At 68.1% G+C, this 23,876-nt stretch carries 22 protein-coding genes; 16 read left to right on the forward strand and 6 right to left on the reverse strand.

What is annotated here, in order from left to right; all coding sequences use genetic code 11:
- Positions 1 to 27 precede the first annotated feature (27 nt).
- Together ACUZ2Y_RS04280 and ACUZ2Y_RS04285 are read left to right on the forward strand one after the other, a co-directional pair.
- Positions 28 to 1,917: a CHAT domain-containing protein gene (locus ACUZ2Y_RS04280; protein ID WP_476327096.1), complete on the forward strand. Its 1,890-nt coding sequence runs from the start codon at positions 28 to 30 to the stop codon at positions 1,915 to 1,917.
- On the forward strand, positions 1,910 to 4,771 hold the full coding sequence (locus ACUZ2Y_RS04285; RefSeq protein ID WP_476327098.1) for a tetratricopeptide repeat protein: 2,862 nt from the start codon (positions 1,910 to 1,912) through the stop codon (positions 4,769 to 4,771). The genes ACUZ2Y_RS04280 and ACUZ2Y_RS04285 overlap by 8 nt, the downstream gene beginning before the upstream one ends.
- On the opposite strand, the gene ACUZ2Y_RS04290 is transcribed toward ACUZ2Y_RS04285, so the two are convergent.
- A complete protein-coding gene (locus ACUZ2Y_RS04290; protein ID WP_476327100.1) occupies positions 4,740 to 7,085 on the reverse strand; it encodes an ATP-binding protein in 2,346 nt (781 codons plus the stop codon). The two genes, ACUZ2Y_RS04285 and ACUZ2Y_RS04290, sit on opposite strands and share 32 nt — an antisense overlap.
- Positions 7,086 to 7,244: 159 nt before the next feature.
- Between ACUZ2Y_RS04290 and ACUZ2Y_RS04295 the strand changes: the two genes are divergently transcribed.
- Positions 7,245 to 8,525: a glycosyltransferase family 4 protein gene (locus tag ACUZ2Y_RS04295; protein ID WP_476327102.1), complete on the forward strand. Its 1,281-nt coding sequence runs from the start codon at positions 7,245 to 7,247 to the stop codon at positions 8,523 to 8,525.
- Here ACUZ2Y_RS04295 and ACUZ2Y_RS04300 read toward each other — a convergent pair whose 3' ends face one another.
- Entirely contained in the window at positions 8,526 to 10,841 is a 2,316-nt protein-coding gene (locus ACUZ2Y_RS04300; protein ID WP_476327104.1) for a tetratricopeptide repeat protein, read from the reverse strand. It lies immediately after the preceding gene.
- A gap of 184 nt (positions 10,842 to 11,025) precedes the next feature.
- Between ACUZ2Y_RS04300 and ACUZ2Y_RS04305 the strand changes: the two genes are divergently transcribed.
- Genes ACUZ2Y_RS04305 through ACUZ2Y_RS04330 form a run of 6 tightly spaced genes read left to right on the forward strand, consistent with a single transcriptional unit; the run spans position 11,026 to position 17,686 of the window.
- Positions 11,026 to 12,306 (forward strand): class I SAM-dependent methyltransferase, encoded by a 1,281-nt coding sequence (locus ACUZ2Y_RS04305; protein WP_476327106.1) that lies wholly within the window; start codon positions 11,026 to 11,028, stop codon positions 12,304 to 12,306.
- A complete protein-coding gene (locus ACUZ2Y_RS04310) occupies positions 12,303 to 13,466 on the forward strand; it encodes an FAD-dependent oxidoreductase (RefSeq protein ID WP_476327108.1) in 1,164 nt (387 codons plus the stop codon). Before ACUZ2Y_RS04305 ends, ACUZ2Y_RS04310 begins: the two co-directional genes overlap by 4 nt.
- Positions 13,463 to 14,719, forward strand: a complete 1,257-nt coding sequence (locus ACUZ2Y_RS04315; protein ID WP_476327110.1) for an NAD(P)/FAD-dependent oxidoreductase — start codon at positions 13,463 to 13,465, stop codon at positions 14,717 to 14,719. Before ACUZ2Y_RS04310 ends, ACUZ2Y_RS04315 begins: the two co-directional genes overlap by 4 nt.
- Positions 14,716 to 15,447, forward strand: a complete 732-nt coding sequence (locus tag ACUZ2Y_RS04320; RefSeq protein WP_476327112.1) for a DUF1365 domain-containing protein — start codon at positions 14,716 to 14,718, stop codon at positions 15,445 to 15,447. Before ACUZ2Y_RS04315 ends, ACUZ2Y_RS04320 begins: the two co-directional genes overlap by 4 nt.
- Positions 15,444 to 16,658 (forward strand): class I SAM-dependent methyltransferase, encoded by a 1,215-nt coding sequence (locus ACUZ2Y_RS04325; protein ID WP_476327114.1) that lies wholly within the window; start codon positions 15,444 to 15,446, stop codon positions 16,656 to 16,658. The genes ACUZ2Y_RS04320 and ACUZ2Y_RS04325 overlap by 4 nt, the downstream gene beginning before the upstream one ends.
- A complete protein-coding gene (locus ACUZ2Y_RS04330; protein WP_476327116.1) occupies positions 16,655 to 17,686 on the forward strand; it encodes a pentapeptide repeat-containing protein in 1,032 nt (343 codons plus the stop codon). Before ACUZ2Y_RS04325 ends, ACUZ2Y_RS04330 begins: the two co-directional genes overlap by 4 nt.
- Before the next feature lie 60 nt (positions 17,687 to 17,746).
- On the opposite strand, the gene ACUZ2Y_RS04335 is transcribed toward ACUZ2Y_RS04330, so the two are convergent.
- Positions 17,747 to 17,983 (reverse strand): DUF1918 domain-containing protein, encoded by a 237-nt coding sequence (locus tag ACUZ2Y_RS04335; RefSeq protein ID WP_476327118.1) that lies wholly within the window; start codon positions 17,981 to 17,983, stop codon positions 17,747 to 17,749.
- Positions 17,984 to 18,152: 169 nt separating this feature from the next.
- Here ACUZ2Y_RS04335 and ACUZ2Y_RS04340 point away from each other — a divergent pair, with 169 nt between their 5' ends.
- Both ACUZ2Y_RS04340 and ACUZ2Y_RS04345 read left to right on the forward strand, forming a co-directional pair.
- Positions 18,153 to 19,145: an Acg family FMN-binding oxidoreductase gene (locus ACUZ2Y_RS04340; protein ID WP_476327120.1), complete on the forward strand. Its 993-nt coding sequence runs from the start codon at positions 18,153 to 18,155 to the stop codon at positions 19,143 to 19,145.
- Positions 19,146 to 19,166: 21 nt separating this feature from the next.
- Positions 19,167 to 19,628 carry a GyrI-like domain-containing protein gene (locus ACUZ2Y_RS04345; RefSeq protein ID WP_476327122.1) on the forward strand — a complete coding sequence of 154 codons (462 nt, stop codon included), beginning with the start codon at positions 19,167 to 19,169 and terminating at the stop codon, positions 19,626 to 19,628.
- Positions 19,629 to 19,838: 210 nt separating this feature from the next.
- Here the strand turns inward: ACUZ2Y_RS04345 and ACUZ2Y_RS04350 are convergent, their stop codons facing one another.
- Entirely contained in the window at positions 19,839 to 20,060 is a 222-nt protein-coding gene (locus ACUZ2Y_RS04350; protein ID WP_476327124.1) for a hypothetical protein, read from the reverse strand.
- A 7-nt stretch (positions 20,061 to 20,067) separates the two neighbouring features.
- On the opposite strand from ACUZ2Y_RS04350, the gene ACUZ2Y_RS04355 reads away from it, so the two are divergent.
- From ACUZ2Y_RS04355 to ACUZ2Y_RS04375, 5 genes are all read left to right on the forward strand, one after another.
- Positions 20,068 to 20,769: a GerMN domain-containing protein gene (locus tag ACUZ2Y_RS04355; RefSeq protein ID WP_476327126.1), complete on the forward strand. Its 702-nt coding sequence runs from the start codon at positions 20,068 to 20,070 to the stop codon at positions 20,767 to 20,769.
- Positions 20,766 to 21,077 carry a universal stress protein gene (locus ACUZ2Y_RS04360; protein ID WP_476327128.1) on the forward strand — a complete coding sequence of 104 codons (312 nt, stop codon included), beginning with the start codon at positions 20,766 to 20,768 and terminating at the stop codon, positions 21,075 to 21,077. Before ACUZ2Y_RS04355 ends, ACUZ2Y_RS04360 begins: the two co-directional genes overlap by 4 nt.
- Entirely contained in the window at positions 21,034 to 21,231 is a 198-nt protein-coding gene (locus ACUZ2Y_RS04365; protein WP_476327130.1) for a universal stress protein, read from the forward strand. The genes ACUZ2Y_RS04360 and ACUZ2Y_RS04365 overlap by 44 nt, the downstream gene beginning before the upstream one ends.
- 68 nt (positions 21,232 to 21,299) lie before the next feature.
- A complete protein-coding gene (locus ACUZ2Y_RS04370) occupies positions 21,300 to 21,803 on the forward strand; it encodes a flavodoxin domain-containing protein (RefSeq protein WP_476327132.1) in 504 nt (167 codons plus the stop codon).
- On the forward strand, positions 21,800 to 22,819 hold the full coding sequence (locus ACUZ2Y_RS04375) for an Acg family FMN-binding oxidoreductase (protein ID WP_476327134.1): 1,020 nt from the start codon (positions 21,800 to 21,802) through the stop codon (positions 22,817 to 22,819). Before ACUZ2Y_RS04370 ends, ACUZ2Y_RS04375 begins: the two co-directional genes overlap by 4 nt.
- A 44-nt stretch (positions 22,820 to 22,863) precedes the next feature.
- Here ACUZ2Y_RS04375 and ACUZ2Y_RS04380 read toward each other — a convergent pair whose 3' ends face one another.
- Positions 22,864 to 23,136, reverse strand: coding sequence for a PLDc N-terminal domain-containing protein (locus tag ACUZ2Y_RS04380; RefSeq protein ID WP_476327136.1), 273 nt, complete (start codon positions 23,134 to 23,136; stop codon positions 22,864 to 22,866).
- A gap of 14 nt (positions 23,137 to 23,150) precedes the next feature.
- On the reverse strand, positions 23,151 to 23,825 hold the full coding sequence (locus tag ACUZ2Y_RS04385) for a CBS domain-containing protein (RefSeq protein WP_476327138.1): 675 nt from the start codon (positions 23,823 to 23,825) through the stop codon (positions 23,151 to 23,153).
- Positions 23,826 to 23,876: the final 51 nt, after the last annotated feature.

Consider the following 23,876-nt stretch of genomic DNA (forward strand, 5'->3'; position numbering starts at 1 on the left):
GCCGTGAACTCGATCACCGAGGGACAGGTGGCGCTGCGCGAGGCCGGGATCGAGAAGATAATCGGGCGTCCAGACCGCGCTCTGGCCGCGTATCAGCGAGCTGAGTCGATCTTCACCGGCCGCAGCCCTGGCAACGTGCGGATCGCGCGGATCGGGCAGGTCACCTGTCTTCGGGAAGCGGGTAGGGCGAGAGAGGCTTTCCCGGTGGCGATCCGGGTGGAGGCGGCGTGCAGAGCCGAGGGCGACACATACGGACTGGGCCAGATTCTCTTGGAGAAGGCCGAGGTGCTCCAGGATCTGGGCGATCACAACGGAGTCGCGGATGCTCTGGCCGCCGCGGCGTTTCGATACCTGGACGACTCCGGGCTCGAAGCACTGCGGTGGCGCCGCCATCTGGCCCGAAACATCCTCGACCTCGGCCAAGATCCGCACGCCGCGGCAGCTCACCTGGGTTTCGTCCTCACGATTGCCGCAGGCGTGCGACGCGACCTGAACCGGACCATGTTGGCACTGTTCGCCATTTACCGCGTGCCCCAACATGCTTTGCGCTCGCCCGACATCAGGTTCGTCGCGTGCCGGGCCGCTCTGCTCGGTGCCGACATCCAGCGGGGTGAACTGCGGGAGCCCGGGCCCCGTTGGTCGTTGCACGGCCAACGCGAGCAGATCTATCTCGCGGCGGCGCTGGTGCACGCCGAGGCCGGCGATGCCGCGGCCGTCGCCCAGATCACCGAGACCGGGCGCGCGGACGTGCTCAACCAACTGCTCGTGGGCGGTTATCCGGACACGGGCCTGACCGACATGACGATGCCGTCCACGGAAACGGCGCGTCTTGACCTCGTCTTCTCCGCCGCGGCGGAGGTCGGAGCCGCGCTGCTACGGGATACCGGTCCAGCCCCGCTACTCGACATTCGGCTGCCCGATCTGCCGCTGGCGGGCACCCTGCCCACAGAGGACATGCTCGGTGAACTCGGCGATGTCGTGGTAATGGTCCAGGTCGGAGAGGACACCGAACACTGGTGCTGCGTCAGTTCGATCTGGACACACCAAACCGGTTGGCAGACATCGGTTCAGGTGGCATCTCCCCCGATTCATGCCCTGCTGCGACGATTGCGGTCAGGTGAGGTGTTGCCGCACCGGGGTATCACCCGCGCGACCTGGGACGCACTCGGATCGTTCCTCTTCCCGTCCGACGAGATCTGGTCGGGAACCGAGCTCAAGCCCCGCTTGGTCGTCGTCTGCCCTGACCCCAGGCTGTGGCAGCTCCCTCTCGGCGCACTCACCCGGGGGAAGACCTACTTATCAGACGTCGCGGAACTGATGCTCACACCGAGCCTCGACACCTCCCGCCTTGTGATGAGCCGCGGGACCAGCGCCACCGCCGGACCCGCACTGAGCATCCTGGACCCCACGCTCGGCGGATACGACCAGGAACTGGCCGCACTCGAGGCATGGAAAGACGGTCACCGTCCTATCTCGGACCTGACCGAGCTCTCGACCGCGTCGTTGCTCTACATCAGCGGTCACGGTGACGAAGCAGGCCAAGAATCGGCTCTGGGGAGTGGGCGGACCACGATGCACGAGCTGGCGCATCGGGAATTGCCGTCTCTGGTCTTCCTGAACGGATGCTGGAGTGGCACCGCGGCAAGCCGGTACGGTGCGGACCCACTGAGCGTCGCGGTCGGCGCCCTGCTCGGTGGAGCGAGAACCGTCGTCGCGGGCACAGGTTCCATCGGTGGAGCGGGGTCGGCGGCCGTCAGCGCCCAAGCGCTCTCGATCATCGGCGAGGGTGGATCGGTCGGCGCGGCGGTCCGCCTCGCCCAACGCCGCGTTCGGACGGACCATCCTGAGCTCGGTCCGTTCGAGTGGGCAGGCTTGTGCGTGGTGGGGGTCGACACGGTGAGTGGTCTTAATGGTTGAGGACAGCCCGGGCTATGACGTATTCCTCTGCTACAAGTCCGAGGACGCCGTGGCAGCAGAAGAACTACGGCTTGCCTTGCTCGACAAGGGCTTGACGGTGTTCCGCGACGAGATCAGCGGTGCCGACTGGGCGCCGCTGGGTACCTCGATCGAACAGGCGCTGCTGCGATCGCGCACACTCGTCGCGCTCATCACCCCACACTTCCCGATCAGCCCGCACTGCCGCGAAGAGTTGCATATCGCGTTGACCGCGGCGTATCACCTCGACGCCGGCGACACATCACGGGTGATGGCCGTGGCTCAGGGTGTCTCGCCCGACGACATCCGGCCTCGACAGCTGACCAGGTTCAGGCTGCCCCGCTCCGGACTGCCGGCGGCTGGGCTCGTGGCATCGATCGTCGCGGGTGTCCACCAACACGACGAAAAGACCTTCGGAGACGCGCCGAGGCCGCGCGAACCGAAGTGGTACCCCCGAGAACTACCGGGAGACAGCTACTTCCGTGGCCGCTATGCCGAGATGTGGGAGTTGCACGAGGGCCTGCTGGCACGGTCTAAGAACCGTGATCGAGGCCACCCTGTGGTAGTGGTGCACGGGCTGGGCGGCCAAGGAAAGACCGCCATGTGCCTGCAGTACGCGCGATTGTTCGAGCGCGATCATCCGGGTGGCGTGTTCGTGATCAGGCTGGAAGGCAGCGCGGGCACGGCCGACGTCGGGGACAACCTCGTCCGGTCCAGATTCGAGGACCAACTCAGGCTCATCGCCCTGCGGCTGGGTGTCTCGGGGCCGGACGACGTGCCCAGGGCACTTGAGCGACTCGACGAGCCCTACCTGTGGGTGCTCGACGACCTGCCGTCCAGTACGACCGGCGACGTCCTGATGGATCTGTACGCACCGACGCGGGCAGGTCGCACACTGGTTACCACCCGCGGGTCGCTGACGAGGTTCGCCTCCCATGGCCTATCACTCGGACCGCTCGGCCTGGAGATCAGTCGTGTGGTGCTCACCGCCTACCGGACCGCCGAACCCGCCGACCGTAGGTCGGTGTCGGAAATCGTCGGACTGCTCGGCCAGCATCCACTTGGGCTGACCATCGCCGCCGGGCTGACGACGCTGCCGGACTTCACCGACTACCGAACTCTGTTGGCGGACCTGTCGTCAAGTGAGCCCGAACAGCTCGAGCACGCGGCGCACATGGAACGCGAACTCCCCGCGGGTTGCGCTCTCCCGTTCTCAAACGCCTTGCTGCGCGCCTACCACGCTGTCACCGACTCGGCGAGGGACGCGCTCTGCGCGGCGAGCGTCCTCGCGCCGACGTTGATCCCGATCGGGCTACTGAGTGCGATGGTGGGCGCAGTGGGGGGTGACATCGACAAGGTCGCCGACGGGCTGAGGCTCGCAGCGAACCGCGGACTGGTCGAGGAATTGACGCCTGCGGCGGCCACCGTCCACGCGTTGATCTCACGTGCGGTCAGGGTGCTCCCGGAGGCGTCGAGCAGACGCGCGCGGCTCCGCGTGGCCGCAGTGGACGAACTAGCCGCCGTCATGGAGACCACCCGCGACGAGTACCGGCATCGTGAGGTCGGCCACCACCTGCCACACGTGCACGCCGTCGCGGGCCTGCTGCCAGGTGGTGACCGCTGGGCGTTGACGGGGAACGAACGCCACATCATGGGCGAAGCCGGTCGGGTGCACGCGGAATCGGGCAATACCGACGCCTCGCTGCGCACCTATGAGGCGCTCTACGCCGCGTGTGAAGGCTCCCCTGCTGTCGACGCGTACACCAGACTTTGCGTACTCAGTGGACTTGCCGTCGCCTACGGTCTTGAGGGCCATCACACACGGGCCCTACGCCTGGAGAACGAGGTGGCCGCTGGCCTGACCCGCGAGCTGGGACCCGACGATCAGGACGTGTTGCTTACCCAGGCCAACCTCGGTCTCGCCCACCTCGCCGTCCGCGACTACACCAAGGCGAACTCGATTCTGCGGGACACGTACAGGCGAAGCAGGCGTGTGCTCGGCCCGACGCACAGGGACACACTCCGGATTCTCAACAACCTGGCCATCACCAAGGGACGTCTTGGTGACACGCGTGCCGAACAGAACAGGAACCGCCGCGTCGCCCACCGATATTGGCTGGGTGCGATGGCGGCCTGGCACAAAGTTGGCAGGCTGGATGACCAGTACGCGCTCGACACCCGGAACGGGACAGCGCTGAGCTATCGAGCGCTCGCCATGCCAGGCGAGGCATTGGGGTTGATGCGAGATCTGCACCAGAGACGGTCACGGGTTCTCGGCCCAGGCCACCCGAACACGCTCGACTCACTGGAGAACCTGCTCATCCTCCAGGATGAGTGCCAAGTAGACCTCGAAGGCCGGTTCGAGTCCCTGCTGCTGGCACGAATGCGGGGGCAGGGTCCGGGGCATCCCAGCACAAGGATGACTCTGCGCAATCTGGTCCATGGCTCACTTCTGGGCGTCACGAGCGCGGGCAGCACACCGGGCGCGCTGCCCATCGGGGTCGGGCCGGACGGCGTGCGCCTCGACGGCGACCACGTCGACGCGGAGATCGACCTGCAGGGATACCTGATCGACCTGCAGGAGGTCCGCGTGAACACTTTCGGCCCAGACGATCCGCGGACGATGTTGGCTACCGCGTACCTCGCTTACGCTCTGGCGCTTGGAGACCAACTGGACGGTCAAGTGGAAGCGGCCGCGTACATGGCACAAGACGCCTACGACGGCCTGGCTGACTCCCAAGACGACGGCGCGGAACATGTCACAGCCGACGACGTCGAAACAGTGCGGCAGATCGTCGAGTGGATCAGAGAGAAGATCGAGTACGCCGACGGTTGACCAGATCGGCCAGGTCGTCGCGAACCTGGTCCGCCTTCGCCGCCCCTACGGATTCGAGCAGCCCGAGCGCGGTCTCGAGGTGCCGTTCGGCCGCCTGATCGTCGCCTCGGGAAACAGCCACCTGGCCAAGGCCCCAGTGCGCGAGGCCTTCCTCGAACTCGCTACCGCACTCTTGGCCCGCGGTGACCGCCTCTCGAAACGTCCCCGCAGCCTCCTCAAGGCGCCCGGCCATCAGCAACACCCTGCCGAGCGTGCTGCGCGACCTGGCGGAGTCCATGTCCATCCGCAGGTCGGCACAGATACCGAACGACTCGACCAGATGCGTCTCGGCGGCGTCAAGCCTGCCCAATTCGATCTCCGCCAAAGCGATGCCGCGCAAGGTGATCGCCACGTTGCGGAGTGATCCGGCCGCACGATAGAAGTCCAGCGCCTGCTCACTGAGTTCCAGCGAGCGTTCAGGCTCACCCCGCCTCCGATAGATCGCCGCTTGATGGGCAAGCGCGTTGCTCACGCCGTGATGGTCGCCGATCTCGGTGAAGAGACGCTGCGCCGACTCGTAGTGCCGCATCGCGGCCTCGTCGTCTCCGCGCTCGTGCAACGCGACCCCGAGATTGCTGTGGGTCATCGCCACGCCCAGCCACTCGCCACACCGGGTCGCCGCCGCCAACGCGCTCTCATGGCTGACGATCCACTCGTGCACGCGCTTGGTCAGGAAGAAGTACCCCCGCAGCAGAAACGCCAGCCGCCAGCGCCTGCCGTCCAGCTCCGCGACGTCCAGACCGCACAGCGCGACTGCGTTGCCGTACTCGGCGTCCAGCCAGGCCAGCGCCCCGTCGTGGTCGTGGAACGGGGGCGAGATCGGCGTGGCGCCCGGGACTGCGACACGGTATCGCTGCGGGACGACCAGTTCGTCCGCGCGCCATGCGGTGTGCAGGAAGTAGTCCAGCAGCCGCAGGCGCGCGTCGGCGATCACCGACGTGGACTCGTCGCGAACGGCTACTTCCATGGCGTACAGGCGAAGCAGATCGTGCATGGTGAACCGCTCCCCCGCGATCTCCTCGACGAGGTGTGCGCGCTGGAGCGCGCGCAGCCGCCTGCCTGCCACAGCAGGGGCGATGCCCGCGAGCGCGGCCGCGGAGTTCGCGTCGACGAAACGACCGGGAGACAGACCGAGCAGGCGGAACATCTCCGCCGCGTCGTCAGTCAGGCCGTCATAGGACCACGAGAAGACCGTGCGGGTATCCGATCTGGGATCGTCCGAGTCAAGGTGGTCGAGCCTGCGCGACACGTCGACCAGTTCGGCGACCAGCGACGCCAGTGTCACGGCGTCCCGGGCACGTGCGGACTCGGCCACGACCCTCAGCACCAATGGGAGGTGTCCGCACAGCTCTACGAGTTCGGCCGCCGCCCGCGGTTCCTCGTCTACTCGGCGGCCGACCAGGTCCCGCAGGAGCGCGCACGACTCGTCCGCAGTCAACAGTCCCAGACGAACGACCCCGGCGCCCTGGTGGATGGCCAGGCCGGGCATACCGTTCCTGCAGGTGATCAACACCGCGCATGAGGCTGTGCCCGGCAGCAGCGGCCGGACCTGGTCTTCCGTACGAGCGTTGTCCAAGACCAACAGCATCCGCTTCCCCGCCAGGACGGTGCGCAGCGCCGCCGATCGGGAGTCGCTGTCGTCGGGCATGGTCTCCGGACTGATGCCGAGCACCCGAAGCCAGGCCGGAAGCTGCTCCTCGACGGCGACCGGCTCACCTGGCCCCCAACCACGCAGATCGGTGTAGAGGACGCCGTCGGGGTAGTCCTCACTGACCCGGTGAGCCCATGTCACTGCCAACGCGGTCTTGCCCACGCCAGGCTGGCCGACGATGACGGCGATCGGCACCGTGTCATCCCGCGGGTCATCGCGCAGCATCTTGTCCAACAACGAGATCTCCCGGGTACGCGCGGCGAACACACCGGGTCCGGGCGGGAGCTGACGCGGCGGCCGAGATCGGGCTTGGCCGACGTCGACGGAAGCGCGGACGGCTGGTGGGGCGCGGCGGGGCCTGCCCGACTCGACCCGGACCGCCTCATACAGCCGATCCCAGTCGGCGACCCCGGTGCGCGAAGCCGCGACCGTGGCGAGCAGGTCGCGCATGGCGGGCCACGTGGTGACCTCATCCGGGATAGCGCGTCCCTTCTTCGCGTCGTACCAAACGCTCTTGCTGACTCCGCTCATCTCCTCGGCCGAGCGATCACCGCCCAACTCCGACACCGCCCTGACGACGCCTGCTTGGAAGCGTTCCCGATTGGTCGGGTTGGGACGAGACATCTGGCGCATCCCCTGAGGTAGGTGGTCGTCCGGGGCCGGACGAGTTTCCGGACACGAGGGCGTCATCGGGCGCTGTCGCGGCGGGCACCGGCGAGTCCGGGCCTGGCAGCCGCCGGACACTGGTCGCCGGACAAGATCCGGCTCTCACAGACTCCGTTCATGACCATCTTCTCACGCGCCACCGCCCCGGCCTCGAGTCCGTGTTCGCGCACGCACACCGTGCTCGCCGTCGCCGACGAGTGGTTCTCCGGACACGGCGGCCTCAGCACACTGAACCGACACTTGTGCGCGGGTCTCGTCGACGCAGGTGCCACGGTGTTCTGCCTGGTCCCGCGGGCCGCACAGGAAGAACGCGCTCATGCCGCGGCCAACGGAGTCCAATTGATCGAGGCCTGCCCGGCCGCGGGCGAACCCGAGTCACACGCCCTGTGCCGCGAGCCCGGTCTCCCTGGTGGGGTGATTCCGGAGATCGTGATCGGCCATGGCCGAGTCAGCGGTTTCGAAGCCAAGGCACTCGTCGAGAACCACTATCCTGGCGCCGCCCGTTTGCACTTCGTACACGCCGCCCCGGACGAACTGGAGTGGTGGCGAGCGGGTCGCGAACGCGATGCGGCCGAGCGCGCCGATGCGCGCACCCAGGCCGAACTCGCGCTTGGTCGGGGCGCCACCCAAGTGGTAGCGGTGGGACCTCGCCTGCACATGCGGTTCGAACGCGACCTGCACGCTTACCCCGAAGCCGCGCGACCGCTCAGATACGACCCGGGTTTCGACGTACCCTCCACCGACGCACGCGGTCCGGCACCCGGCGGACCTCTGCAGGTCCTGGTGATGGGGAGGCTGGAGAACCACGAGATCAAGGGCGTCGACCTGGCTGCGAGGATCATGGCCCACGCAATCGGGTTACGCGCGGCCGCCGACATGGAGGTAGAACTGCTGGTCCGAGGCGCGCCACCCGGTGAGTGTGCCGCGCTGCGGGACCGCATCCGAGGATGGGCGGACAACCCGAGCCTCCACGTGAGCGTGAGGCCCTATTCGGTGGACGGTGACCGGCTCGAGCAGGACCTCAGTCGCTCGCACCTCGTGCTGATGCCGTCCAGGGCAGAAGGTTTCGGCTTGGTGGGCGCCGAAGCCATCTGCGGCGGAATTCCCGCGCTGGTCAGCGGACGCAGCGGCCTGGGCATGCTCCTGGGCGAGATCCTGCCAACCCGACTAGCCGAACGCGTGGTGGTCCCGATGACGTTGGACCAGCGGATCGACGTCCCACGGTGGGGGCACCACGTCGCAGCGGTGCTCAGGGACCCTGTGGCCGCGTTCGCCACCGCCGCGGCCGTCCGGGACAACGCCGCGCGGCAGCGAAGTCGGGTGGCGGCGGCCCGCCGGATCCTGGCCGCAGTGTGGCCGGACTGCCCGCGGACATGCGCGGGCCATCCTGATGGCTGATCAGGCGTCGACATCCAACTTCGCCCGAAGGACATCGGCGTCCGGATGGTGCAGCCCGTCAAGGACGCCGATCGCCTCCCGGCGCAGTGACCGAGCCTGATCGACATCATCGACCAGATAGTGGACATCCGCCAGGCGATCGAGCGCACACGCCTCCCAATACCGGTCCCCAAGCTGCCGGTCGAGATCGAGCGAGCGCTGGTAGTGCGCCATCGCCTCGGCATGGCGACCGAGACGCTGTTCGGCCAAGCCCAGAGTCATCAGGACGTCCGCCTCGCCTTCCTGGTGTCCCAACTGGGTGTAGAGCGCCAGCGCGCGCAGGCCGAGCGCGCGGGCGTCGGCGGGACGGGCCGCGCAAGTCTGTTTGCTCAACGCGGTGAACCCGTCAGCCTTCGCTAGCGGGTCCACATCCGATCGCGCAAGCCGGACCGCGATCTCCGCGTGCTGGAGTGCCGCTTCGACACCTTGGTCGTTCTCGTGGACGCGGACCAGGGACAGATGCGTCTGGCGAGCGCCGTCGCTGTCGCCCAAGGTCTCAAATTCCGCCAGGGCGGTATGCAGCAGGTCGAGCGCGTCTGCGGGGCGGCCCAACCGGGCGAGCGCGTCACCCAGCAGCCGCAGTGTCGTCGCGTAGGCACCGCGGTCACCCGCGCGAAGCGCGGCTTCCAATGCGGCCCGGTGGATGGCGGCCCGCTCGGCTCGTCGCCCGGTCCGCCGCAGGAAGACCGTGCAGCCCCAAGCAATCCGCCATGCGTGGGACTCGGCCCCCTCGGCCGCGGCGAGCAGGATCACGGCCTGCAGTACCGGCAATTCGTCGGCGAACCAGGTCATCGCTTGGGCGTAGCCATCTATCGCCGGACCGGTCGGGACCGGCCCGGGGGCGGACGCCCGCGTGGGACGGCAGGGCTGGATGAGGTCACCGGCGCGCTCGACGGCGCCGAGGTAGTGGTCGGCCACTCGCAGGACCGTGGCGCCGCGTTCGCGGGCAGCGATCTCACCCGCCAACTCCTGGGCGTACACCCGGAGGAGATCGTGCATGCCGAACCGTCCGGACCTTTTCTCCACCAGCAGATTGGCCGCGCACAGGATGCTCAGTTCCGCGCGCGGCGGCATGGCGACACCAAGGAGCACTGCGCAAGCATTGCTGTCGATGTCCGGACCCGGATGGAGCCCAACCAGTCGGAACAACGCCGCAGCCTGCCCGGGAAGAACGTCGTATGACCATCGGAACACCGACCGCAGGTCGACATCGGGTTCTCCGAGGCCGAGTCCGTCCAGACGTTCGTGGTGCGACCGCAGTCCGGCGACCAGGACGTCCAGTGGCTCGTCGTGCAGCGCCGCAGCCCGGGCCGCCGCGATGCTCAGCGCCAAGGGCAGCCGACCGCAGAGGTCGGCGAGTTCGGCCGCCGCAGGGGAAGCCGCGGCGGTCTGGACTCCGAGGCGTCGGGTGAGGAGGTCTGTGGACTCGTCGGTGGAAAGCACGTCCAGAGTCACCCGCCGCGCGCCGTCGCGGACTACCAGGCTGTCCAGGCGGTTGCGGCTGGTCACGATGACGACGCTGCCCGGGGTCCCAGGCAGCAGTGGACGGGCATGTTCGGCCGACCGGGCGTTATCGGCGACGACGAGCATACGGCGCCCGGCGACCAGCGTGCGGTACAGCGCGGATTTGTCGTCCACGCTCGCCGGAATCGCCGAGGGCGCCACGCCAAGTGCCTGGAGGAATCCGTGCAGTGCCTCGCCGGGCGTCATCGGTGATCGCTCGTCGAAGCCACGCAGGTTTACGTGGAGGTGGCCACCGGGATAGCGAGCAGCGACACGGTGGGCCCAGCGGAGTGCCAGCGTCGTCTTTCCCACACCGGCGATACCGTCGATCGTGATCACGATCGGACCATGCCTAAGGCCTGCGTCGCTAAGCACGCTGTCCAGGGCGTCGATCTCGTCGGCACGCCCGACGAACTGGTCGGCGTGGGCGGGAAGTTGTTGTGGCACAAGGACGACTGCACCGATTCTCCCAGCGGGCTTCGCTCGCTTGCGGGCTAGTTCCGCAGAGTCCCGTCGCGAACTGAGGACACCCAATTCCGGTCCTGTCACCCCGAGTTCTGCGATCAGGCGCGCGAAGACGTCGGCGCTGGGAAGGGTCGCGCCGTTGAGGTAGGCGTACAGGCTCGAAGGCGACACGAGCGCACGTCGGGCCAGGTCACCGCGGTCGATGCCGTGGCCCGTGCGCCGTTCGGCCCGGATGATCAGCAGGGTGAGTTCTTCGGCCACCGCGTGCCGTAAGGCCGTCGCGTCGACCGCTGAACCGTCATCGGGCACCAGGCTCCTCCCCTATCGACGGCGCTCTCCGGCTCCGCTCAGCATATTTCAGTGTTCTCCAGTCCTGGAGTCGTTCGACGGACTTGATCTGTTGTCGTTGCCGCGACAAGTCCGTGCGGCCGCTCGTTCGGACCCTGGAGACAAGGTGGCCGAAATGCCGGAGACACAAGTGCGGACCGAACGCGTGGGCATTGCCACTAGCGTCGCCCAGGTGACCCGGGCGGTCTTCGGAGCGCCGTTCCCCCTTCGGCTGCGCACGTGGGACGGGGACGTGGCTGGTCCAACCGACGGGCCGGAGATGGTGATCAAGTCTCCGCGGGCGGTGCGCCATGTCCTTCGGAGTCCAGGTGAACTGGGCCTCGCCCGTGCGTTCGTCGTAGGTGACGTCGACGTCGACGGTGATTTGCGAGCGGCACTGAAGTCGTGCCGCGACTTCGCCGACCAGGTCCGCGCGAGCGGCACGCCGACGGTCGCGCGGTGGCCCTCGGTGGTGTCGCTGGCCTTGCGCCTGGGTGCGATTGGCACGTTCCCGCGTAAGCCAAGCGAGGAAGCTGTTGCAGCAGGCAGGCGGCACAGCAAGGGCCGCGATCGCGCGGTGATCGCGCACCATTACGACCTCGGCAACGACTTCTACGCGTCGATTCTTGACCCATCGATGGCGTACTCGTGCGCCTGCTGGACCCAACCGGAGTCCGGGCAGGACCTGGCGGATGCCCAGCGAAACAAGCTGGACCTGGTGTGCAGCAAGTTGGAGCTGCGCCCAGGAGCACGGCTGCTCGACATCGGTTGCGGTTGGGGTTCGCTGGTCCTGCACGCGGCGAGGCATTACGGCGTCCGAGCGACCGGCGTGACACTTTCGGCGCAACAGTGTGACTACGTTCGGACACGCGCCGCCGAGTTGGGTATCGCGGATTTGGTCGAAGTGCGACTGCAAGACTACCGGGACGCCACTGGGCCACCGTTCGACGCTGTCGCGTCGATCGAGATGGGCGAACACGTCGGCGACCGGAACTACCCGACCTACTGCGCCACGCTCACCAACTCGCTGCGCCCGGGTGGCAGGCTCGTGCTCCAACAGATGTCCCGCTACGGACCCTCTCCCGGCGGAGGGGCGTTCATCGAGGCGTATATCGCGCCGGACATGGCCATGCGGCCGCTGCACCGCACGCTCGGGCACTTGGAGGACGCCGGGCTCGAGATTCGTTCGGTCGAGTCGATGCGCGAGCACTACACACGCACGATCGACGCGTGGGCCGCACGCCTGTCCGACGGATGGGACGACATCCTGCACCGGTTCGGCGCACGCCGAGCCCGCATCTGGCGGCTCTACCTCGCCGGAAGCGGACTCGCGTTCGAGGAGAATCGCATGAGCGTGCACCAGGTGCTTGCCGTCCGCACCGGGGCCGACGGCCATAGCGGGTTCCTGGCCGGGACCGCTGCCCACCGTGGGGAGGCCACGCGATGAGGATCTGCGTGATCGGGTCCGGCATCTCGGGCCTCACCGCCGCACTGCGACTCAGTGATCACCCCGCTGTCGAGGTCAGTGTTATGGAACAGGCCGGGCACTTCGGCGGACGCGCGGACGTCGACGCCGACGGTGAACACTGTCCGCGGTTCTTCATGGACGACTACACCGAGCTGTTCGCCATACTCGACACAATCGAGGGCGACGACGGAACCAGTGTCCGCTCAACGATGCAGAAGGTTCGACGGTTCAGCCACACTGACAGGGCCGGCTGGGTGGAGATCTCCCACCTCTATCGGGTTCTTGCCAGGGAAATCCCCTTGACTGAGCGGATCGCCCTGGCCTGGCAATGGCGGCCATCCCCACTGCTTGCCGACATTCACAGCCGCAACGCGAACCGGTTCGGCTCGTTGCGGGACTATTCTCCTGCCGGACTGCTGCGCATGGCTCTGAACCTCGTGCGCTCCAAGACCGGCTACGTCCTCCCCGGACCGACCGACGTGTACCTGATCACGCCATGGCTACGGGAGCTGCGGCGCCGAGGCGTGACCCTCACGGCCAACCGTCGGGTGAGCAGGCTGGCCGAGCGCGGCTCAGGCGTGGCGGTGACGACCGCGGTGGGAGACGAGGTGTTCGACGCGGTGGTGGTCACCGCATTCGTGCCCGACCTGGTGAACTTGCTCGACGCGTCCAGGATCGACCACACCGGAATCGATACCGACAACACCCATTGCGTCGCCTACACGATCCGACTCGATCCGCGCGAACAGGTCCTGATCGACCCGAGCCCGGCGATGTATTGCCGGGAGGGCGTCAACATCCTCGTGCAGCCGAACCACGCCCGGTGTCTCGTGCTGTGCACCCTGGCCGCGCGGACCGATCGCGACTATGTGGTGATGAAAGTCAGGGACTACCTCGAGTTGAACCACGACCTGGTGGACGTCCGATCCCGGGCCAACCAGCGTCCCGGCGAGGCAGTGTTCATCGGCGACTACCTGCGTCCGGACCGGCTGTTGCGCCGCCCCATGCGCGGGCTGTACTTCGCAGGCTCCGCGATGCGCAACTCTTATCCGATCGATGCTGCGGAAGGCGCTGTGCGCAGCGCGCTCGACGCAGTTCGCGCCATCCGACGGGACTATGACCTCGGGGCGCCGCGATGACGCGCGAACAAGTGGCAGTGATCGGCGCCGGGGTAGCAGGCCTCACCGCCGCCTATCTTCTGAGGCTGCAATACGACGTCCTTCTCTTCGACACGGCGACGAAGGCTGGTGGCCATGCGGACACCCATGTGGTAGCCACGCCGGATGGCACATCGGTCGCGCTAGACACTGGCTTCCTGGTGCATAACGACTCGACGTATCCCTTACTCCGCCGACTGTTCGCGGAGTTAGGGGTTCGCACCCAAGCGACGGAGATGTCGATGAGCGTCGGGTGCCGCGGCTGCGGGCTGCGATACGCGGGCGGGAAGCGTGGATTCGGCTTGATCCCGTTGTGTCCGCCCGGCTTGATGCCCCAATACACCCGGATGCTGAGCGAGATCCCGCGCTTCCACCGAGCCGCGCGCGCGCTGCTCGCGTCGTCGGACGACAACGTCACGCTCGGGGGGTTCTTGAAGGCCGGGACCTACTCGCGGTACTTCATCGACCACTTCGCCCTTCCAGTTGTCTCAGCGGTGTGGTCGGCAGGCGAGGGCGACAGCATGAGGTATCCGGCACGGTCACTGTTCACGTTCCTGGACAACCACGGAATGCTGTCCGCGACTGGGTCGCTTTCCTGGCGCACTGTGGCAGGTGGATCACAAACCTACGTCGACAAAGTCGTCGAGCGGGTTCCGCGGGTAGCGCTTGGCTGCGCAGTGCGTGCGGTACGAAGACACTTCGACGGTGTCGAGGTCATCACCGAAGCGGGGGCGATCCACCACGTCGACAAGGTCGTCCTCGCGACACATGCCGACCAGGCGTTGACAATCCTGGTCGATCCGACGCCTGCTGAGAAACAGGTCTTGGGCGCTTTCGAGTACAGCGAGAACGAGACGTGGCTGCATACCGACACGCGGGTGCTTCCCGCCAACCGCCGGATCCGCGCGTCTTGGAACTATGTCAAACCGACCTGTCACACCGGCGGGCCTGTGGTGGTGAGCTACGACCTCAACCGGATCATGCGGCTCAGTGAACCGATCGACTACGTGGTCACCCTCAACGGCGCAGGGCAAGTCGACGAGGCACGGGTCCTGGCGCGGATGGCATATCGGCATCCGATCTTCACCGTGGCGGCCATGTCCGCCCAGCGCCACTTGGCGGATCTGAACTCCGGACGGACCGCGTTCGCAGGCGCGTACCACGGGTGGGGATTTCACGAGGACGGATGCCGGTCCGGAGTTCGCGCGGCCGAAGGGTTCGGTGTGCGGTGGTGACAACGCATCCGGCGATCTATCGCGGCCACTTGGTGCACATCCGGCGGCAGCCGATCACAAGGACGTTCCGGCACCGTTTGTACCTGTGGTTTGTCGACGTGGACAACCTCCCAGCGCTCCCATGGTGGGTTCGGCCATTCGCGCGGTTCGACCCCACCGACCACTTCGACCAGTCCGACCGTCCTCTCCGGACCAAAGTGGATGAGTGGCTGGCCGATCGGGGCGTCGACCTCGACGGTGGTCAGGTGACGATGCTGACGTCGGCGCGGGTACTCGGATACGTGTTCAATCCGCTGACCGTCTATTGGTGCCACCATGTTGATGGCACGCTCGCCTGCATCATCGCGGAAGTCTCCAACACCTACGGTGAACGCCATTGCTATCTGGTACCCCCGGACGCCTTCGACTCGGCCGCGTTGGAGAAGGAGTTCTACGTCTCGCCGTTCTTTGAAGTGAGCGGCCGCTATCGGATGCGGTTGCCGGAACCGAGCGAACGATTGTCACTGACGATTTCCCTGCTCGACCACGGTCGGACGTTGTTCACGGCCGTCTTGAGCGGAGAACGATTGCCCGCGCGCCCACGCGACGCGCTGCGGATCGCGCTCACTACTCCCATGATGCCGCAACGGGTGAGCGCCCTGATCCGGCTCCACGGGATCACGCTTCGACTGCGGGGCCTTCGCATCATACCCAGGTATCACAACCGCCAGGAGAGAGAAGACCAATGACGATCGCCACCCAGTCACATGCCTGGCCGTCACTGGCCGCACCGTCGCCTGCCCCGGTCCGGGAATGGATGATCGAGAAGGTCTTCCGGACCCTCGCCGCACCTTTGCCGATCATGGTGACACTCCCCGGCGGGGAACGGATCGGCCAAGGCGGCCCCAGCTCCCCGGTGATGCGAATCTTCCGCCCGGAGCACCTATTCCGCCGTCTCGGCGTGGCGGGCCCGGTCGCGCTCGGCGAGGCGTACATGGCTGGTGACTGGACAAGCACTGACATCGCAGGCGTCCTGACGCCGTTCGCCGCCCGTCTCGCCCGGCCCGCGTCCCGGATCGGTGCCGCGATCCGCCGCACAGTCGACCAGGCCCTGCCCATCGTCGAGCGCAACACCATTGACGGCGCTCAGACCAACATCCAGCGGCATTACGACCTGTCCGACGAACTGTTCGCGCTGTTCCTGGATGAGACCATGACCTACTCGTCGGCCTTGTTCGGTCCAGGCGACGATCTGCGCGCCGCCCAACTGCGCAAGATCGACGCCGTGCTGGATGACGCTGGGGTTCGCGAAGGTCATCGGGTGCTCGAGATCGGATCCGGGTGGGGTTCCCTAGCCATCCGGGCGGCCCTGCGGGGAGCGCGAGTGACGACCATGACCATCTCGGCGCGACAACATGAAGCAGTGGAGCAATCCGTCGCAGCCGCGGGCGTCGGTGACCGGGTGAAGGTACTGTTCCAGGACTACCGGGAGGCCGACGGCCACTTCGACGCGGTGGTGTCGGTCGAGATGATCGAAGCAGTCGGCGCCGACTACTGGCCCGCGTACTTCGACACCCTGGACAGGGTCCTCGTCCGTGGCGGTCGAATCGCGCTACAAGCGATCACCATGCCGCACGACCGGATGCTGGCCACCAAGGACGTGCACACCTGGATTCGCAAGTACGTCTTCCCTGGCGGACAGATCCCCTCGCTGCGGGCCATCGAAGACCAGATCGCCGTACGACCAGCATTGCGGATCGGCGCTCGGCGGCGGCTAGGCGAGCACTACGCCCGCACTCTGCTCGAATGGCGCGTTCGGTTCGACGCGGCGGAGAAGCAGGTCGATGCGCTCGGCTTTGACGAAACGTTCCGCAGGCTGTGGCGGTTCTACCTCGCGTACTCGGAGGCCGGCTTCCGATCCGGCTATCTCGACGTGTGGCAGCTCCGGGTGGACAAATGACCGACGACACCCTCGGTCGGATCGCAGGCCCGGTCTCAGTCGCCTGCGCGCTCGCGCTGTGGGGCCTGAGCATGGTCATCGGTCACCCGGACTGGGCGTCGGTCCTGGCTTGGGTCGCACCATACGCCCTGGAGATCATCCTGTTCGGTCTCGCCGCCAGCTTGCTGTTGAACGCCGTTCTGGTCCGCCACCGTGCCCGACGCACCAACTGGCAAGCAGCACCCCTGCGGTGGTGGCTTGTCCGGCTTGGACTCGTGTTGACACTCACCGCCGCTTGGGAAACCACCACATGGCTGCTCGAACAGGCCGCTCACGCCGCGGACCCGGCTGCCGCGCGCGTGGACGCCGTCAAAACCGGGCTCACTATCGCTGGGGGGATCGGCGCCGCGTTCGCATTGCTGCTCGCGGTGCGCCGCCAATGGCACCAAGAGATCGCGACCTCCGACCTGCGCCACGACGCGACCGAGCGGCGGATCACGGAGCTGTACACCAAGGCCGCGGAACAACTGGGCTCCGACAAGGCCCCGGTACGGCTCGCGAGTCTTTACGCCTTGGAGCGGCTCGGTCGTACCGCGGAATCCCAGCGCGAAACTGTGCTTAGTCTCGTGTGTGCGTATCTGCGGATGCCCTATCCCCCAACTCGGAAGGACAATGCCGACGACCAGGCCGCACTCGTCCAAGAACGGTTGGTGCGGGTCGCCGCCCAGCGGATCCTGATCTCTCATCGACGGGTGAGCGAGCCGGACGAGTACTGGAAGAACGTGCGAATCGATCTCTCCGGCGCGGATCTCAGCTCGACGGACTTCTCCCGCGTCGACTTGACCGGCGCCGACCTCACACGTGCGGTACTGGCCGACGCTGACCTGACGATGGCTGTGTTGACCGATGCGATCCTGACCGATACCGACCTCACGGGCGCGACGCTCACCAATGTCCACGTCCCGGAAACCGCCACTGCCGGCATGACATCCGCGGTCGACACACTGGAGGCAGGGCGACGACGACGCGAGCAACGAACTCGACCATGAGTACCACTGTGGCTCATCATGCGTGCATGCCCCGAGTCCGTCTCACCGAAGATGCTCGATCTACTCGACACCGTCTGGATCAACCGACCAGCCGACGACGACACCGGCCAGAAGACCGACACGGAAGCCGCCTAACACCCGCTGGCCTACGAGTACGACGCGGTCGGTGTCGAGCCACCGCACCACGAACGGCGGCGTGCCTCCCGCCCCGCGGACCCGCTCGATGCGACCGCGGCGCGCGTGGTGCTCGATGTCGGAGCGTTCGATGACCAGCCAGTCACCAGGTTCGGCGTGCATGCTCGGTCCTCCGTCCGCTCGGCGCTGTCTCACCCATCACGGTCGTTGCCGAGCCGTGCCGTCGACAGGGCATCTGGACCCGCCGCGGCGGGACCTCGGTCTCTCGCCCGCACCCCGCGCGCGACCGACAGTGGAGATGACCGCAAACGAGCTGGTGGAGGGAAAGGCCATGGCCGCAACGGATATGGACCGCGTCACGGTGAACGACGCGATCGAGCTCGCCGCGAGGGCGCCTTCGGTGCACAACTCGCAGCCGTGGCGCTGGCTGATCGGAGACGACTCGGTGCACCTGATGGCCGACTGGACCCGCCAGGTGCCCGCCACCGACCCGCAGGGCCGGGACCTGCTGATCAGCTGCGGCGCGGCCCTGCACCACCTACGAGTCGCGTTCGCCGCGCTGGGATACGCCACGCTGGTGCACCGCGTCCCGAACCCGGCGACGCCGGATCACCTGGCCGCCGTGGAGTTCGTGCCGGCCGAGCCGTCACGTGAGGACGTCGCGCTGGCCTCGGCGATCACCCGCAGGCGCACCGACCGGCGCGCGTACTCGTCGTGGCCGGTCCCCGCCGAACTGCTGGACCTGCTTGTGGAGCGCGCGGCACATGAGGGTGTCATCGCTATCCCGGTCACCGACGCGGACACCCGATACCGGCTCGCGGTGGCGATGGAACTCGCCGCCGAGCGGCAGCAGCACGATCCGGACTACGTCGCGGAGATCGGCGAGTGGAGCGGCCGGAGCCGGGTGAGCACCGACGGGGTCCCCGCCGCCGCCGCCGCACCAGCGGGCAGCGAGCACCACGGCGACACCCGGATGCGGACGTTCGTCGGTGGTGAGCTTCGCGAATCGCCGGTGCGCCGCAACGAGCCCGACGCCGGTGAACTCATCGTGCTGGCCACCCCCGGCGACGACGCGCTGTCACGGTTGCGGGCCGGTGAGGCGGCGAGCGCGGTGCTGCTGACCGCGACCGATCTCGGGTTGGCGAGTTGCCCGCTGTCACAGGCGGTCGAGGTCACCGACAGCCGAATCCTGATCCGCGACACCGTCCTCGACGGCGCCGCAATCCCCCAACTGGTGCTGCGGGTGGGGTGGGCACCCACCTCCGCCGAGCCGCTCCCGGCCAGTCAGCGCCGCCCGGTGGCCGACATCTGCGCCTCCCTCTGATCCCCGGAAGAAGCGATCACCATGGCGTATGAGATCTCGGTCGTGGACACCGCTCCACGCTTGATGCTGAAAATGAGCCGTGCTTTGCGCACGGACAACATGGGCGAAGATGTCGCCGAGGCGATGGCGGCCCTGTACCAGGGGGCGGGCCAAGCCCACCTGCCCATCACCGGGCCGCCTGCCATCAGCTACCGCGGCGAGTTCCGCCCGGACCAGCCGATCGAAGTGGACCTCACCGTCCCCGTGGGCTCGGCGGACGACTCCGCCGGAGTGATCCGGCAGGAGGCCGCCACCGTCGCCACGACCCGGCACCTCGGCGCCTACGACGACATCGGCGCCGCCCACCAGGCCCTTGCCGACTGGATCCGAACGTCGGGCAGGCACGCGGCGGGCCCATCCACGGAGACCTATCTCGTCGGCCCGGACCAAGCGGTGGGCGTGGCGGACCTCGTCACCGAGGTGTCCGTCCCGGTGACCACGTAGGACCGATCGTCGGCGTCCGCCTTCACAGCGGGCGCCGATTTTGGTGTGCGGTGCGCAGCGGACCGCATACGGTTTCAGTCGATGTCGTGGGTCTCAGGATCCGCGCCCGGAGGGTGCATTGCGGTCCAAGGGCACCGTCAGGGTGGGACCTACGCGACTGTGCGCCCATCCGGTCTCCGTGTCCGATCAAGTCACCTGACCATGGAGGCATCACATGTCCATCCGCCTCGCTGTTCTCATCGCCGTCACCACAGTCGCCACGACCGCGACCGGCTGCGGCCGTTCGGAACCGGGCGTGCCAGAGCCGACCCCTCCCACCAGCACCAGCACCGCGAGCAGCGGACCGGGCACCAGTTCGACGCCCACCACACCGCCCAGCGTGCCGACGACGACCAGCGCACCCGCCGCGACAACCCAGCCGCCAGCCGCCACTGCGGGCGTGTCGGTGTACTTCCTGCGCGGGGAGAAGCTGATCGCGACCCGCAGACAGGTCCAGACACCCGCGGTCGCGTCGGCGGCGGTGAGCGCGTTGCTGCAGGGGCCGACAGCGGCCGAGCAGCAGGCGGGGATGTCGTCGAGCGTCCCCGCGGGAACCACCCTGCGCGGCGTCGCGCTGCAGGGCGGGCTCGCCACCGTCGACCTGTCGGGGACTTTCGCCTCCGGCGGCGGCACCCTGTCGATGACCTCGCGCCTCGCGCAGGTCGTGTTCACCCTGACCCGGTTCGCCACGGTCGACCGGGTGAACTTCCGGCTCGACGGTGTCCCGGTGACCGCCTTCGGCGGCGAGGGGATCATCCTCGACCACCCGCAGATCAGGGCCGACTACGAAGACCTCTCCCCCGCCGTGCTGATCGAATCGCCGACCATCGGCACCACCGCGCGCAGCCCCCTGCGCGTGTACGGCACGGCGAACACCTTCGAAGCTGTCTTCCAACTCCAGGTCGTCGACCCCGCGGGCCGCTCACTCGCCGACTGGCGGGTAATGGCCACGTCGGGCACCGGCACCCGCGGCACCTTCGACGTCACCCTGCGCTTCACCGTGCCCCAGTCAGGCACCGGCAAGCTGATCGCCTGGTACTCCTCGGCCGAGGACGGCAGCCGCGTCGTCGTGGCCGAGATCCCCGTGAACCTCGCCCGATGAACGCACCGGGGCACACGCGAATGACGAACAACGTGATCGTGGTCGGTGTCGACGGCTCGCCCGCGAGCCGTTCCGCCCTGCGCTGGGCGGTGGAACTCGCGGCCACGACAGGGGCGCCGGTGACCGCGGTGGAGGTCGGCTACCCGGTGACCGTCGCCGCGGACACCTCCTTCGCCCCGACGCCCTACGGCACCGCGCCCCCGCTCGAACAGGCCCGCCGGAGCCCGCGCCTCTACGACGTGGTCGTGGCGAGCCCGGGCGGGTGTGCGGGGCGCCCCGGAGGTCCGGCGGCTGCACGTCGACGGTGATCCGGGGACTGAACTGACCAGGGTCGCCGAGTCCGCCGCCATGCTGGTGATCGGCAAGACCCGACACAGTCGGCTGGCCGAGTTCGTCCTCGGAAGTGTGGCGTCGTACTGCCTGCGCCATGCTCACTGCCCAGTCGTGACGGTGCCCGCGTGACTTAGGTCGACCCGGGTCGGGAACAACTGCCCTGCCACCACCGCACGCATGGGCGCGACGCTGTTCGCATGACTCAGGTACTCATCGCTTACGCGAGCAAAATGGGCTCCACCAAGGAAATCGCCGACGCCATCGGCGTGGAACTGCTGCGACTCGGGGTGTCGGCGGACGTGCGTGACGTGGACAACGTGACCACGCTCGAAGGCTATGACAGCGTCGTGTTGGGCAGCGCGGTCTACGCGGGCCGGTGGCGCCCGGAGGCGTCCCGCTTCCTCAAGCGGAACGCCCCGGGGCTGGCCGCCCGCAGCGTGTGGCTCTTCGAGAGCGGCTGGCTCGGCAAGCGACCCGAGACGATCACCCCGTCGCCATTCGCCACGAAATGGGCGGGACGCGTCGGCGCCGCGGCACCCACGGTGTTCGGCGGGCGCCTCGACCCGAAGCTGGCCACCGGGCTGATAGACCGGATGCTGGCCAAGCGGATGGCGGGTGACGCCCGCGACTGGGACGAGATCCTCGCCTGGGCCCGAACCCTCGCCGCGGCGCTGACTGGTGGCCGCGAGGAACACCGATGAGTAGGAACCGGCCCGATCCCGAGACGATGTACGGCGCGCTGGCCCTGGCCACGCGCGCCCCGTCGGTGCACAACACGCAGCCGTGGCGCTGGCTCATCGGGCGGCAGTCGCTGCACCTGATGGCCGACTGGACCCGGCAGGTGCCCGTCACCGACCCTGACGGCCACGACCTGCTGCTCAGCTGCGGCGCCACCCTGCACCACGCCAGGGTCGCGTTCGCGGCGCTGGGCTGGGCGAGCCGGGTGCACCGCATCCCCAACCCTGCCGACACCGACCACCTGGCGGCCATCGAGCTGCACCCTGCCGATCCCTCCGATGAGGACGTCGCGCTGGCGGCGGCGATCATGGGCAGGCGCACGGACCGGCGCCGGTACTCGTCGTGGCCGGTGCCCCAGGGCCATTTGGACCTGTTGGTCGAGCACGCCGCCCGGCAGGGTGTCGTCGCGGTGCCCGTCACCGACCCGATCCGCAGGCACCGGCTGGCCACCGCCATGGGGCTCGCGGCCGACAAGCAGGAAAGCGACCCCGCCTACAACACGGAGATGGCCCTCTGGAGCGGGCTCGGCCTCGGCGCCACCGAAGGTGTGCTGAGCGCGAGCGCGCCCGCGGGCCGACAGACCCATGGCGACACCCGGATGCGCACCTTCGCCGCAGGGGCGCTCCTCCAGTCCACAGTGGAACCCTCGGCGCTCGACGGTGGGGAACTGCTCGTCCTGACCACCCCCCACGACGATGCGGTGTCCCGCCTGCGCGCCGGTGAGGCCGCCGGCGCGATGCTCCTCGCCGCCACCGACCTCGGGCTGGCCACCTGCCCGCTGTCGCAAGCCTTCGAGGTGCCCGGCCCCAGGCGCGACATCCAGGAGGACATCCTCGACTCGGCCGGTGCGCCGCACCTCGTGCTGCGGGTCGGCTGGGCGCCGATAGCGGCTCCAGCGCTGCCCCGCAGCAGGCGCCGCCCGGCCGAGCAGGTCACCGCGTACCTACCCGGTGCCGCACCCCGTCGCGCCCACGACTGAGTCTCCGGGCAAACGGACGTGACCGGCGGGCATTGGCCCACCGGTCACGAACCGACGTGGAATCGAAGAACGTCCGCGCCACCCGACACGTGTCCGCGGTCGGCAGGCACCCGGCCCCAGCAGAAGTAGGCGATCGGGCCGACGAAGTTCACCGCGATCGCCGCCGCCCACAGGGGCTTGCGGCCGCGCACCTGCGCCGGGGTGCGGCGGGCCAGGTCGGTCCACGCGGCGGCCGCGAGCGCGAACTCGACGAAGCTCGCCGCGATGAATCCCCGGCGCTGCCCCGGCTTGAGGTCACTCCACTTCTTGCGGGTCATGTCATTCTCCTGACTCACAGACCGGTGCTGACCGCGTCGTCGATCTCGTAGCGCAGGTTGCTGCGCACCCCGACGACACCTGCCACGGCCCCGGTGAGGACGCGGGCGACCTCGGCGGTGCTGCGGTGCTGCAGCGTCCCGTAGAGGGTGGCGATGCCGTCGTGGACCTTGACTGTCACGGTTCCCGGGATCAGCCACATGCCCTTGGCCAGGACCAGGCGCTCGATATCGGCGCGGATGTCCTCGTCGTCACGCAGAAACGTGGCCAGGATGTCCCGGCGGGACAGCACCCCCACGACGCGGCCTTTCTTGTCCACGACGAACAGTCTGCGCAGCCGCTTCTCGGCCAGCGTGCGGGCGGCGACGGTCACCGGTTCGTACTCGACGACGGTCACCGCGGGCGAGGTCATGATGTCGGCCGCGGTGCTGCCCTTCGCCTTGAGCCACCGGGCTTTGCGCCCACCCCGGGCATACCAGGGCGGCGGGTCGTCGGTTCCCGCGTGGTACTCGCGCTTGGCCATCGCGTCGGCCTCCGACACGACCCCGAGCGGTCGCAGCTGTTCGTCGAGCACCGGTACGGCGCTGATCGCCTCGCGCGCGAGAGTCGCGATCACCTCTTTGACCGGTGTGCCTGGGTCGACCGCGACCACCTTCTTCGTCATCACGGCCGCCACTGTCAGTTCGGGCATGTTCGCCTCCCGGGTCGTTGGTCTCTCACCGCCACGCAACCCCACATCCCG

Source organism: Actinokineospora sp. UV203, from assembly GCF_056323665.1.

Excerpts from the sequence above, each read along its gene's own strand:
- ACUZ2Y_RS04285 (WP_476327098.1), top strand. The coding sequence starts at position 1,910 with ATGGTTGAGGACAGCCCGGGCTATGACGTATTCCTCTGCTACAAGTCC.
- ACUZ2Y_RS04290 (WP_476327100.1), bottom strand. The coding sequence starts at position 7,085 with ATGTCTCGTCCCAACCCGACCAATCGGGAACGCTTCCAAGCAGGCGTC.
- ACUZ2Y_RS04295 (WP_476327102.1), top strand. The coding sequence starts at position 7,245 with ATGACCATCTTCTCACGCGCCACCGCCCCGGCCTCGAGTCCGTGTTCG.
- ACUZ2Y_RS04310 (WP_476327108.1), top strand. The coding sequence starts at position 12,303 with ATGAGGATCTGCGTGATCGGGTCCGGCATCTCGGGCCTCACCGCCGCA.
- ACUZ2Y_RS04315 (WP_476327110.1), top strand. The coding sequence starts at position 13,463 with ATGACGCGCGAACAAGTGGCAGTGATCGGCGCCGGGGTAGCAGGCCTC.
- ACUZ2Y_RS04325 (WP_476327114.1), top strand. The coding sequence starts at position 15,444 with ATGACGATCGCCACCCAGTCACATGCCTGGCCGTCACTGGCCGCACCG.
- ACUZ2Y_RS04330 (WP_476327116.1), top strand. The coding sequence starts at position 16,655 with ATGACCGACGACACCCTCGGTCGGATCGCAGGCCCGGTCTCAGTCGCC.
- ACUZ2Y_RS04335 (WP_476327118.1), bottom strand. The coding sequence starts at position 17,983 with ATGCACGCCGAACCTGGTGACTGGCTGGTCATCGAACGCTCCGACATC.
- ACUZ2Y_RS04340 (WP_476327120.1), top strand. The coding sequence starts at position 18,153 with ATGGCCGCAACGGATATGGACCGCGTCACGGTGAACGACGCGATCGAG.
- ACUZ2Y_RS04345 (WP_476327122.1), top strand. The coding sequence starts at position 19,167 with ATGGCGTATGAGATCTCGGTCGTGGACACCGCTCCACGCTTGATGCTG.
- ACUZ2Y_RS04360 (WP_476327128.1), top strand. The coding sequence starts at position 20,766 with ATGAACGCACCGGGGCACACGCGAATGACGAACAACGTGATCGTGGTC.
- ACUZ2Y_RS04370 (WP_476327132.1), top strand. The coding sequence starts at position 21,300 with ATGACTCAGGTACTCATCGCTTACGCGAGCAAAATGGGCTCCACCAAG.
- ACUZ2Y_RS04375 (WP_476327134.1), top strand. The coding sequence starts at position 21,800 with ATGAGTAGGAACCGGCCCGATCCCGAGACGATGTACGGCGCGCTGGCC.
- ACUZ2Y_RS04380 (WP_476327136.1), bottom strand. The coding sequence starts at position 23,136 with ATGACCCGCAAGAAGTGGAGTGACCTCAAGCCGGGGCAGCGCCGGGGA.
- ACUZ2Y_RS04385 (WP_476327138.1), bottom strand. The coding sequence starts at position 23,825 with ATGCCCGAACTGACAGTGGCGGCCGTGATGACGAAGAAGGTGGTCGCG.